The organism is Gaetbulibacter sp. M235, from assembly GCF_043876835.1.
GTDB lineage: Bacteria > Bacteroidota > Bacteroidia > Flavobacteriales > Flavobacteriaceae > Yeosuana.
In genome coordinates this window covers 80,195-93,322 of sequence record NZ_JBAWJZ010000005.1, presented here as the reverse complement: position 1 = coordinate 93,322, position 13,128 = coordinate 80,195, and the positions used below count along the sequence as shown (strand labels likewise).

Here is a 13,128-nt window from a genome sequence, read left to right as displayed (position 1 = left end):
GCTTTTCGCTATTAAGCTTTTTATGCTTTAGTATGTTCGGTCAAAACAAAATTGACCTAAGGGCTGTATTTAATATTGAAAAAAAGCAAATTGCTATATCTCAAAGTATTGAGTATAAAAACACCTCTAACGATGTGTTAAAGACAATCTATTTAAATGATTGGAGTAATAGCTATTCAACAAAAAAAACACCTTTGGCTACTAGAATGGCCGATGAATACAAAAATGAATTTCATCTTGCAAAAAATGAAGACAGAGGATATTCTGTTGTTACATCAATAAAACAAAATCAAGAAGATTTATTTTATGAAACACTTCCCGGTCAATTAGATGTTATTAAAGTAGAGTTAAAAACTCCTTTGCAACCTAATGAATCATACAAGATTAATCTTTCATATATAGTACAAATCCCAAATGATAAATTTACAAGTTATGGTATTAGTCCAACTGGCGATATTAATTTAAGATATTGGTACATTACCCCAGCAGTTTATGATGGAGAATGGCAATATTACAGCAATAAAGATTTAGATGATTTATACATACCTAATGCCAATATATCTTTAGAAATAGTGTGCCCAAAAGAATATACAGTTACTTCAGAATTAAATACAAGTAATGTGGTTCAAAATTCTATTAATCAAACTATTACATTAACAGGAAACAATAGAGTTAATAATAAATTATTTTTAAGTAAAGCTCCAGATTTCAACACCATTGAAGCTGATAATTTTTCTCTTATTTCTAATATTGATGATGCCAATTTAGCAGTTATTGACAAAGTTCTAATAACAGAAAAAATAACAAAATTTATTTTTGAAAACCTTGGAGACTATCCTCACGAAAAACTTTTACTAACGAACATTGATTATTTAAAAGACCCTATTTACGGATTAAATTTTTTACCAAAATTTATTCATCCGTACCCTGAAAATTTTCAATATGAATTAAAACTTTTAAAAATTGCTTTATATAATTATTTAGAAAATACACTTTTAGTAAACCCAAGAAAAGAACAATGGCTTCTTGATGGTTTACAAATTTATTTTTTAATGAAGTATGTCGAAATAAATTATCCAAACATGAAGTTTTTGGGCAATATAGCTGATGTTTGGGGAATTCGTTCTTTTCATGCCGCCGATTTAGATTTTAACGACAAGTACATTCTTGCATATATGCTCATGGCAAGAACAAATAGAGATCAACCACTTACAATGGCCAAGGATTCTTTATTAAAATTCAATAAAAGTATTGCCAATAAATACAAAGCTGGTATTGGTTTAAAATACCTTGATGATTTTATTAATTCAAATATTTTAGAAAACACCATAAAATCTTATTTATCTGAAAATAAAATTAAAATAACCAAAGCAGAAAGCTTTGAAACCTTTTTAAAAACTAAAACCAATAAAGATTTAGATTGGTTTTTCGATGATTATTTAACAACAAGAAAAAAAATAGATTTTAAAATTAAGAATGTTATAAAAAGCGAAGATTCTGTTACACTTACCATTAAAAATAAAGTAAATAATAATATGCCAATATCATTATATGCTTTAAATAATGATGAAATTGTATCAAAAACATGGATTGAAAATGTATCAAAAAGCAAAACCATAACAATCCCAAAAAATGATGCCAATAAATTAGTTCTTAATTATGAAAACATAATACCTGAGACTAATTTAAGAGACAATTGGAAATCTTTAAAAGGCTTCTTTTTTAATAACAAACCTTTGCAATTTAGATTGTTTAAGGACTTTGAAGACCCTAATTATAACCAAGTATTTTTTATGCCAATAATTGAGTATAATAATATTTATGATGGTTTAACTTTAGGAATTAAAACATATAACAAAACCCTTTTAAGGAAACATTTTAATTACAAAATTGAACCTAAATACTCTCTAAAATCTAAATCAATAACAGGTAGAGTAAACATTTTTAATATCCATGATATTGAAAACAGCAATCTATATTCTATTGATTATGGATTGAGATCAAGTTATGAATCATATGCTCCAGGCTTATTTGTTAGACAAATAACCCCATACCTTTCTTTTTTCTTTAGACAAGATGACGATTTTCGTTCTAATAAAAAAGAAGCCTTATTTTTAAGATATTTGGATATAAACCGTGATAAAGATTTAAATGTCTTAAACACTTCAGAACCTAATTATAGTGTTTTTAATATAAGGTATGTAGATTCCAATGATAATTTAATAAAATTTAATAGTTGGTATGCCGATTTTCAAGTTGGAAAAACATTCACAAAACTCTCTTTTGATTATGAGTTTAGACGCTTATACGAAAATAACAGACAATTAAATTTAAGACTTTTTACAGGAGCTTTTTTAAGCAACACAAACAATGCCGACTCAGATTATTTTAGTTATGCTTTAGATAGACCAACCGATTATTTGTTTGATTACGCATATTTAGGACGCTCAGAATCTACTGGTATTTTTAGTCAACAATATATTGATGCAGAAGGCGGATTTAAATCAAAATTGCAACCAGCTTTTGCAAATCAATGGATATCTAGCATTAACACAAGCACCACTTTATGGAAGTATGTTTTAGCTTATACAGACATTGGTTTAGTAAAAAACAAATATAGCAACGCAAAATTTGTGTATGATTCTGGTATTCGAATTAACTTAGTAACAGATTATTTTGAAATTTATTTTCCAATTTACTCAAATCTTGGATGGGAAATAGGTCAACCAAATTATGACCAAAAAATAAGGTTTAAATTTACAGTAGACCCAAAATCTTTATTTGGATTGTTTAGAAGACGTTGGTATTAATTATGTTAATTTTTTAAGGTTTTTATTAAGTATTTTAAATATTATTAGATAATTATCAATAAAAATTAATAAAAAAATTGAAGAAATAAGAATTCTTCAAACCCAATGGTTCATTATTATTGCGAGAACCGTAAACTTTAACTAAATTTGTCGAACCTGAAAGCTAATTTGCATGCAACCACTACCAGATTTGAAAAATAACATGTCATTTGAGGATTTTAAAACTGAAGTTTTAAACGACTATAAAATTGCGGTAACAAGCCGTGAATGTAGTTTATTAGGAAGACGTGAAGTTTTAACAGGAAAAGCAAAATTTGGTATTTTTGGCGATGGTAAAGAAGTTCCTCAATTAGCTATGGCTAAAGCCTTTTTAAAAGGTGATTTTCGTTCTGGTTATTATCGCGATCAAACTTTCATGATGGCTTTGGGTGAATTAACCATTGAACAATTTTTCGCAGGTTTATATGCAGATACAGACTTAACTAAAGAGCCTATGTCGGCTGGTCGTCAAATGGGAGGTCATTTCACCACACACAGTTTAGATGAAAATGGGAATTGGAAAGACTTAACTAAACAATATAATTCTAGTTCTGACATCTCTCCTACTGCTGGTCAAATGCCAAGGTTACTTGGTTTGGCACAGGCTTCAAAAATTTTCAGAAATGTACAAGGAATTGATACTACAAATTTTTCAATAAATGGTAATGAAGTTGCGTGGGGAACTATTGGAAATGCAAGTACTAGTGAAGGTTTATTTTTTGAAACAATTAACGCTGCTGGTGTATTGCAAGTACCTATGATTATAAGTGTTTGGGATGATGAATATGGAATTTCTGTACATGCGAGACATCAAACGTCAAAAGAAAATATCTCTGAAATATTAAAAGGATTTCAACGCGATAGCAATGGTAATGGATACGAAATACTTCGAGTAAAAGGATGGGATTATGCTAATTTAATCGAAACCTACCAAGAAGCTGCTTCAATAGCTCGCGAAGAGCATGTGCCTGTTTTAATTCATGTTACAGAATTAACACAACCTCAAGGGCATTCAACTTCTGGTTCTCATGAACGTTATAAAAATAAGAATCGCTTAAATTGGGAGCTTGATCATGATTGCAACCTTAAAATGCGTTCATGGATGATAGAAACTGGTATTGCCAGTAATGAAGCTTTATCTGAAATAGAAAGAACTATTAAAAGAGAGGTTAGAGATGGTAAAAAAAGGGCTTGGGACGCTTTTTTAGCTCCTATACTTAAAGACAGAATAGAACTTGCAGCAATTTTAACTCGCTTAGCAACAAACTGTCCAAATTCTGAATCTATACTAAAAGCAAAAAATAGTTTACTAGCTCTTGAAGAACCAACTAGAAAAGATGTCTTGTCAACTGCTAGAAGAATTTTACATCATAACATTTCAGACAATTCAATTGAAAAACAAAATCTTATCAATTGGATAAACAAAAATTCTAAAGAAGTACAAGAAAAATTTAGTTCTCATTTATATTCTGAATCAGATAAATCTGCTGTTAAAATCAATGAGGTAAAACCAATTTATGATGTAGATGCTACTTTAGTTGATGGAAGAATTATTATTAGAGATAACTTTGATTATATTTTTAACAACTATCCAGAAGCCTTAATATTTGGAGAAGACACTGGTTATATAGGCGATGTAAACCAAGGATTGGAAGGTTTACAAGAAAAATATGGTGATTTGAGAGTTTCAGACACTGGGATTCGAGAAGCAACTATTATAGGTCAAGGTATTGGAATGGCTATGAGAGGTTTAAGACCAATTGCCGAAATTCAATATTTAGATTATTTAATGTATGCTCTTCAAATAATTAGTGATGATTTGGCTACTTTACATTATAGAACCAAAGGTCGGCAAAAAGCGCCACTTATTATAAGAACTCGTGGTCATCGACTAGAAGGTATTTGGCATTCTGGTTCACAATTAGGCGGTATTCTAAATTTAGTTCGTGGCATTCATGTATTAGTACCTAGAAACATGGCTAAAGCGGCAGGTTTCTACAATACACTTTTAAAAGGTGATGAACCAGCTTTAGTTATTGAATGCTTAAACGGTTATAGGCTTAAAGAAAAAATGCCTAGTAATATTGGTGAGTTTAAAACCCCTATTGGTGTTGTAGAAACCGTTAAACAAGGTACTGATATAACATTGGTTTCTTATGGTTCTACATTACGAATTGTTGAACAAGCTGCAAAAGAATTGCAATTGGTAGATATTGATGCTGAAGTTATAGATATTCAATCCTTGCTTCCTTTTGATATCAATCATGACATTGCAAAAAGTATTGCTAAAACAAATCGAGTAATGGTTATTGATGAAGATGTGCCTGGTGGAGCTTCAGCCTATATTTTAAATGAAATTTTAAATACTCAAAATGCTTATGAGTTTTTAGATAGCCAACCAAAAACATTAACTGCAAAAGCTCATAGACCAGCTTATGGAACAGATGGCGATTATTTTTCAAAACCTTCTGTTGAAGATGTTTTTGAAGCTGTTTACAGTGTAATGCACGAATTGAGTCCTAACGATTTTCCTAAATTGAGATAATACATTTTCACTAAATAATTGCTAATTAAAGCTATCTAGCCATGAAAAATAACTTTAACAATTTAGCCTTATTAATACTACGCCTAGGTTTTGGAGGTTTTATGCTCACACATGGTATACCTAAAATTGAAACGTTGTTTGAAACCCCAGTAAAGTTTACCGATCCCTTTGGTATTGGAGATACAGCTACCTTAATTTTAACTCTTATAGGAGAAGTAGTTGCCCCCATATTCATCATCATTGGTTTTAAAACTAAATGGGCTGCAATTCCATCGGCAATCACTATGGCTGTTGCTGCTTTTGTAATACATGCAAAAGATGATTTGGGCACTAAAGAGCATGCTTTATTATTCTTGTTGGTTTTTGTTGCCATTTTGCTTGCTGGCCCAGGTAAATATTCTGTAGATGGCAAGAATAATACCTAATAACGTCTCATTGCAAAAATATATAATTGTTTGAGGAATTTTAAGGAAGCATTAAAAACTTTAAAGCACTAAATGAAAGCAGTTTCAGTAGCAGCCATAAAAAAAGAATTGCAACAACTTTCTCCTGAAGAACTAACCGATTTATGCTTACGATTATCAAAATTTAAAAAAGAAAATAAAGAGCTTCTCACCTATTTACTTTTTGAATCTCATGACGAAACCGGTTATATTGAATCTGTTCAACAAGAAATTGACGAACAATTTGAACTAATTAATATTAATAGCTATTTCTACATTAAAAAAAGTGTTCGAAAAATATTAAGAAACATAAAAAAATACGCTCGTTATTCTCTTAAAAAGGAAACAGAAGTTGAATTATTGCTTTATTTCTGTTTAAAACTAAAAACCTTCAAACCTTCAATAAAAAATAACATAACGCTTACCAATATTTTTGAAAGACAAATACTTCTCATTAAAAAAATTGTTTCAACACTTCATGAAGACTTGCAATACGATTATAATTTAATGCTTGATGAACTAAAAGATTAAGACTTTCTTTCTTAAATATTAACTTTTATAACTTAATATGTAACTTTACATTCTTAAAATTAAGATTGTAAAAAACGAATGATAAACATTCACGAAAAAACATTACAGGACTTAGAATTTTCTACCGTTTTACATCAGGTTAGTGAGCATTGTATTACGGTTTTAGGAAATGAAAAAGCACTTCAAATAATTCCTTTTAAAACTAAAGAAGAGCTATTGATTGCTTTGCAGTTAACCAATGAATATTTATCATCTTTTCACAATAACAATAGAATTCCCAATCATGGTTTTGATGCTATTACCAAAGAGCTTCAACTCTTACGGATTGAAAACACCTATCTTGAAGTCCATAGCTTAAAAAAAATTGTATCTATTTCGCTAACAACTAATGAGATTGTTATTTTTCTGGAGAAATTTAAAGAGTATTATCCAGTACTAAATCAATTTGCTTCTCATATTGAAGTTTCAAAAGCAATCATTGAAAAAACAGATACTATTGTTGATAGATTTGGAGATATAAAAGATGATGCTTCTAATCTTTTGCTTGAATTAAGGCAATCCATTAATAAAATAAAAGGTAAGATAAATCAGAGCTTTGCGACTGCATTAAATGCTTATCACCAACTTGAATATTTAGATGATATAAGGGAATCCGTGGTAGATAACAAGCGTGTTCTGGCTGTAAAAGCCATGTACAGACGTAAAGTAAAAGGTGCCATTATGGGTGGAAGCAAAACTGGAAGCATTGTTTATATTGAACCAGAAACTACTTTACAGTTTACTCGCGAACTTAATAATTTGGAGTATGAAGAAAAAGAAGAAGTTATTCGAATTTTAAAAGAACTGACCAATTTTATTCGTCCTTTCTCTCCTTTGTTAACAGATTCACAATCTTTTTTAATTGATATTGATATCATTGCGGCTAAGGCAAAATATGCAAAATCAATGCATGCAATTCTTCCGGAAATTTCTGACGATAAAAACATGTTCCTTCGGGATGCCTACCATCCTTTGCTCTATTTAAATAATTTAAAAAACAAAAAAACAACATTTCCACAATCCATTGATTTTAACCAGGATAAACGTGTTATTGTAATTTCTGGTCCTAATGCAGGAGGAAAAAGTATCACACTAAAAACAATAGGTTTATTACAAGTCATGCTGCAAAGTGGTTTGTTAATTCCAGTTCATGAGCGTAGTAAAGTGTGCATATTCGATAGGATTTTAAGTGATATTGGCGATAACCAGTCAATTGAAAATCATTTAAGTACCTATAGTTACCGATTAAAACAAATGAATTACTTTCTGAAGAAATGCAATAAAAACACCTTGTTTTTAATTGATGAATTTGGAACCGGAAGTGATCCTGAACTTGGTGGTGCCTTAGCGGAAACCTTTCTGGAGGAATTTTATCATCGTGAAGCTTTCGGAATTATCACCACACATTATTCCAACTTAAAAATTTTGGCCAATGAGCTGCCATACATGGTAAATGCCAATATGCTTTTTGATGAAAAAACATTAGAACCGCTATACAAGTTGGTTATCGGTCAAGCTGGTAGTTCTTTTACATTTGAAGTTGCTCAAAAAAACGGCATACCTTTTAGCTTAATAAATCGTGCTAAAAAGAAGATTGAACGCAGTAAAGTACGTTTTGATGAAACCATTGCAAAACTTCAAAAAGAACGCTCAAAACTTGAAAAAACAGGTGAATCTTTAAAATTAAATGAAAAGAAGAAAATTCAAGAAGCCGATAAACTAGAAGAAATTAATGCTAAAATTCAGAAAAAACTGGAAAGCTATCAAGAATTGTATGATAGTAATCAACGTCTTATTTATTTAGGGCAAAAAGTAAATGATATTGCTGAAAAATATTTTGAAAACAAGCAAAAACGTGAACTTATGTCTGAGTTATTTAAAATAGTCCAAATTGAAAACTCCAAACGTAAAAAAGTATCTGCTAAAGAGAAAAAAGTTGTAAAAGCCAAAGAAGAACAAGTTAAACAAGAAGCAGAAAAAGTTGTTACCGTTATTAGGCAAAAGAAAAAAGAAGCCAAAGAGAAAAAAATTGAATTACCAAAACAAAAACCTGTATTAAAGGTTGGCGATCGTGTGCGAATGGAAGATGGACGTGCTATTGGAAGTATTGATAAAATAGAAAAAAACAAAGCTGTTGTAAATTATGGCATGTTTACAACCAATGTAAGTATAGAACAGTTGGAATTGGTTGAAGCTAAGAAATGATAAGTTTAGAAAAAGATAAAAAGCTTATATTATTTGATGGTATCTGTAATCTCTGTAATTCATCAGTTCTATATGTTATTAAAAATGATAAAAAAGATAAGTTCAGGTTTGCTCCAATTCAAAGTGAATTTGGACAGAATTTAATTGAAAAGTATGGTGTTAATACTGAAAAAACAGATTCTATATTGCTTTATACTGAAGAAAATGGTATTGATTATAAATCTACGGCTGCCTTAAAAATTGCGTATTATTTAGGTTTTCCTAATAATTTAATAAGTGTGTTTTTAATTGTTCCTTCTTTTATTCGTAACTGGGTTTACGGCTATATTGCTAAAAACAGATATATATGGTTTGGTAAAAAAGAATCATGTATGATTCCAACTCCTGAATTAAAAAGTAAGTTTTTAGATTAGATTATTCTGGAACCAAACTACCCCATTCTGTCCAGGAACCATCATAAACAGAAATATTTTTATATCCTGAAATGTCTGCTCCTAAAGCCAAAACACAAGCGGTAATTCCAGAACCGCAAGAGAAAATAATAGTATCTTCTTTTTTAGCCAGCTTTATAAATTTAGCTTCAATAGATTCTTTTGACAGTAATTGGTTTCCATCCAACAAATCTTCAAAAGGCAAGTTCACAGAATTTGGAATTGTGCCACTTCGTAATCCTTTTCTAGGTTCAGCTTCTAAACTTTTAAATCTAGCTTCAGAACGTGCATCAATGATGATATGCGATTTTTCTGAAGATGCCTTTTTTACATCATCAAAATATTTCATCAGTTCTGGCTTGTAATGTGCTTCAAAATTTCCTGAACTTAGTTTCTTTTCATTTTTAGATTCTGTTTCAAATCCTGAATTAATCCAATCTGGCAAACCCCCATTTAAAACCGCAACATTCTCATGCCCCATCGCTTTAAATAACCACCAAACTCTCGCACTTGAATAAATACCTTGATCATCATAAACCACAATAGCACTGTCTTTATTAATTCCAAGTATTCGAGCTGAATTTGTAAATTGTTGTTCAGATGGAAACGTAGTTGGAAATGGTGCAGAAGCATCACTAAAAGCTTCCTTTAAATCAAAAAAACGTATATTAGGAATCTGAACTTCTGATTTTGAATCATCTCCACCTACAACTTTTTTTATAGTAGCATCTAAGATAATAAGGTTATCTGAGTTTAAATTTGAATGAAGCCATTCTACAGAAACTAAAGGTACGTTTATAGACAAATGTGCCATAAAAATATATTCAATTAAAGATTATCGTCCCAGTTTTTAACTTTGGGTTCTCCAAGCTTACCAACAGATTTAGCAACAATCATTGAAACTGCAGCATCTCCAGTAACATTTACAGTAGTTCGGCACATATCTAAAGGTCTATCAATAGCAAAAATAAGAGCTAATCCAGCTTCAGGAATTCCGGCCTGTGCCAACACAATTACAAGCATTACCATACCCGCTCCAGGTACAGCAGCACTTCCAATTGATGCCAAGGTTGCTGTAACAATAATACCTAATTGCACACTAAAACTTAAATCCAACCCAAATGCTTGAGCAATAAATACCGCGGCTACAGCTTGATATAAGCTTGTACCATCCATGTTTATAGTGGCACCTATTGGCAATACAAAACTAGTTACTTCTTCATCTACTCCTAAATGTTCTTCAACTCGTTCCATTGTAACAGGTAATGTTGCTGCACTACTGCTGGTAGAAAATGCTAATAATTGAGCTGGTGCAATACCATTAAAGAAAAATTTTGGAGTTTTTTTTGTAAAAACATAAACAAGAGCTCCATAAATTGCCATCATAAGTAATAAACCTAAAATAACACAAAAGGCATACCAGCCTAGCGCTTTGAACAAATCTGTACTCGGAGATTCTACTACCAAAGCTGCTAATAATGCAAAAACTCCATAGGGAGCAGCCAACATAATAATATCTATAAGTTTTAAAATAACTTCATTAAAGCCATCAAAAAAATCTTTTACCGGTTTAGATTTTTCTTCAGGGATTAAAATCAGTCCAATACCAAAAAATATGGCAAAGAAAATAACTTGTAACATATTACCATTATCACTTGCAGCATTAAATATGTTGCTTGGAACTAAATCTTCCAAGGCTTGTAATGGCCCTGCTTCTTTTTGTTTTTCGGCAGCAGCAATTTTCGAGCCTGCTTCACTTTCATAACTTGAAACCAACTGTATTCTGGTTTCTTCTGAAATAGATTTGCCTGGTTGAACTAAATTTACAATTACTAGTCCAATAGAAACAGCTATCACGGTTGTTAAAATATAAATTCCAATGGTTCTTCCTCCCATTTTTGAGAGCTTAGATATATCCTTTAAATCTGAAACACCTTTTATCAGTGATGCTAATATTAATGGTACTGCTATAAGTTTAAGTGAGTTGATGAAAATATTCCCAAAAGGTTTTATCCAATCTTGAATGATGTCTTTACCTCCATCAAAATAAGTCATTACAAAACCTAGAATGACCCCTAAAACCATACCTAATAATATTTTCCAATGTAGTGCAAGCTTCTTCATATACTTTATTTTGAATTTTATTATAGCCCTGATTGCAGCGGCATCCTTTTGCATTTATGCAAAAGATATAGCGAAAAGCAGGAAATAGCTACAAATGAGCTACTTTATTTTGCAACCAAAAATCTGCAATAACCAATGCTGCCATGGCTTCAACTATTGGTACCGCTCTAGGAACCACACACGGATCATGACGTCCTTTACCTTGCATTTCTACTATATTTCCAGCTTTATCGATGGTTTCATATTTTTGGATTAGCGTTGCCACTGGTTTAAAAGCTACATTAAAATAAATATCCATACCATTACTTATACCACCTTGAATACCACCAGAATAGTTTGTTTTTGTTGTGCCATCTGAATTGAAGGCATCATTGTGCTGGCTACCAAACATGGTACTTCCTTCAAAACCGCTACCATACTCAAAGCCCTTTACAGCATTGATTGATAGCATTGCTTTGCCTAATTCGGCATGTAATTTATCAAACACCGGCTCCCCTAAACCTACCGGCACATTTTTGATAACACAGCTAACAATTCCACCAACTGTATCTCCTTTGCTTCTAACTTCTTTTATATAAGCTTCCATTTTTGAAGCCATTTTTGCATCAGGACATCTTACAATATTAGATTCTGTTTGAGTTAAATCAAGTTCTGTATAAGGTTTATTAAGCTTCATGTTACCAACTGCAGAAACGTATGCATTGATTTCAATTCCTTTCAGCATTTGTTTTGCTATAGCTCCAGCAACTACTCTACAGGCAGTTTCTCTGGCAGAACTTCTACCACCACCTCGATAATCTCTAATACCATATTTTTTATCATAGGTATAATCTGCATGACTTGGTCTATAACTATCTTTTATATGTGAATAATCGTGAGACTTCTGGTTGGTGTTTTCAATTACAAAGCCGATGGACATTCCTGTTGTTTTTCCTTCAAAAATACCTGAGTGAAATTTTACAGTATCTGGTTCTTTACGTTGTGTTACAATAGAAGATTGCCCTGGTTTTCTTCTATCTAAATCATGTTGGATAGCTTCAATATCTAACTCAATTCCTGAAGGACAACCATCAATAACGCCTCCTAAAGCAGGACCGTGAGATTCTCCGTATGTTGTTAGAGTAAATAGTTTGCCAAAAGAATTTCCAGCCATAAATTACATTTTTTTGCTAATGTAAATCTATTATTAGAGAAACAAAAATTGTTATTTACTAAATACTTAAAAATTGTGATTATTTTTGATTAAGAAAGCTTATTAATTACTGTAAATGAGCAATTAACAAAATAAGGAAAAAAGAATGTTTATAAATATGTTTGAAACTTAAATAAAAATTAATTTTTGGTGTTATTTTTGTTTAACGAGATTAAGATATTTTTTTAAAATAATCTTTTATTTAAAATATCTCGTATATAAACAAGAAACAAAAATTTTAATTTATGAGAAAATTATTTTTAATAGCCATTGGTTTTATTGGCTTTACTACAGTATCAAATGCACAAGAAATTTCTAACAACGCTATTGGTTTACGCCTTGGAGACAGTAATGGTTATGGTGCTGAAATATCATACCAACACGCTTTGGGAAGTGTCAACAGATTAGAAATAGACTTAGGTTGGAGAAATGGAAATGACTATGACGGATTTAAACTTACTGGTTTATATCAATGGATGTTTCCATTAGATGGCAACTTCAATTGGTATGTTGGTGCTGGTGGTGGACTAGGTTCTTTTGATGGGAAAAAAGCATTAGATGGTATTAATGATACCTTTTTCTTTGCAGCTGGTGATATCGGTATAGAATACAACTTTGATATTCCATTAATGTTATCTTTAGATTTTAGACCTGAACTTGGTTTTGGAAATGATAATTTAAATAATGATGATTTAGACTTTGATATTGCCTTAGGTATTCGTTATCAGTTCTAAAAAAAAGAATTAATTATACATAAAAAGCGCCATAG

10 protein-coding genes are annotated in these 13,128 nt (G+C 31.0%); 7 read left to right on the top strand and 3 right to left on the bottom strand.

Going from position 1 to position 13,128, the window contains the following annotated elements:
- Positions 1 to 32 precede the first annotated feature (32 nt).
- From V8G69_RS09670 to V8G69_RS09645, 6 genes are all read left to right on the top strand, one after another.
- Positions 33 to 2,810, top strand: a complete 2,778-nt coding sequence (locus V8G69_RS09670; RefSeq protein WP_394881660.1) for a metalloprotease — start codon at positions 33 to 35, stop codon at positions 2,808 to 2,810.
- Between the two features lie 172 nt (positions 2,811 to 2,982).
- A complete protein-coding gene (locus V8G69_RS09665; RefSeq protein ID WP_394881659.1) occupies positions 2,983 to 5,394 on the top strand; it encodes a thiamine pyrophosphate-dependent enzyme in 2,412 nt (803 codons plus the stop codon).
- A gap of 41 nt (positions 5,395 to 5,435) precedes the next feature.
- On the top strand, positions 5,436 to 5,819 hold the full coding sequence (locus V8G69_RS09660) for a DoxX family protein (RefSeq protein WP_394881658.1): 384 nt from the start codon (positions 5,436 to 5,438) through the stop codon (positions 5,817 to 5,819).
- Positions 5,820 to 5,891: 72 nt separating this feature from the next.
- Entirely contained in the window at positions 5,892 to 6,368 is a 477-nt protein-coding gene (locus tag V8G69_RS09655; RefSeq protein WP_394881657.1) for a hypothetical protein, read from the top strand.
- A gap of 78 nt (positions 6,369 to 6,446) precedes the next feature.
- Positions 6,447 to 8,612, top strand: a complete 2,166-nt coding sequence (locus V8G69_RS09650) for a DNA mismatch repair protein MutS (protein ID WP_394881656.1) — start codon at positions 6,447 to 6,449, stop codon at positions 8,610 to 8,612.
- Positions 8,609 to 9,025 (top strand): thiol-disulfide oxidoreductase DCC family protein, encoded by a 417-nt coding sequence (locus tag V8G69_RS09645; RefSeq protein WP_394881655.1) that lies wholly within the window; start codon positions 8,609 to 8,611, stop codon positions 9,023 to 9,025. Before V8G69_RS09650 ends, V8G69_RS09645 begins: the two co-directional genes overlap by 4 nt.
- 1 nt (position 9,026) lies before the next feature.
- Here the strand turns inward: V8G69_RS09645 and V8G69_RS09640 are convergent, their stop codons facing one another.
- The 3 genes from V8G69_RS09640 to aroC all read right to left on the bottom strand — a co-directional run bounded on the left by V8G69_RS09640 (position 9,027) and on the right by aroC (position 12,320).
- Entirely contained in the window at positions 9,027 to 9,857 is an 831-nt protein-coding gene (locus tag V8G69_RS09640) for a sulfurtransferase (RefSeq protein WP_394881654.1), read from the bottom strand.
- 14 nt (positions 9,858 to 9,871) lie between these two features.
- The gene (locus V8G69_RS09635) at positions 9,872 to 11,167 is read right to left on the bottom strand and encodes a dicarboxylate/amino acid:cation symporter (RefSeq protein WP_394881653.1); all 1,296 of its coding nucleotides are present in this window, start codon (positions 11,165 to 11,167) and stop codon (positions 9,872 to 9,874) included.
- A gap of 88 nt (positions 11,168 to 11,255) precedes the next feature.
- Entirely contained in the window at positions 11,256 to 12,320 is a 1,065-nt protein-coding gene (aroC, locus tag V8G69_RS09630; RefSeq protein WP_394881652.1) for a chorismate synthase, read from the bottom strand.
- Positions 12,321 to 12,604: 284 nt separating this feature from the next.
- On the opposite strand from aroC, the gene V8G69_RS09625 reads away from it, so the two are divergent.
- A complete protein-coding gene (locus tag V8G69_RS09625; protein WP_394881650.1) occupies positions 12,605 to 13,093 on the top strand; it encodes a hypothetical protein in 489 nt (162 codons plus the stop codon).
- Positions 13,094 to 13,128: the final 35 nt, after the last annotated feature.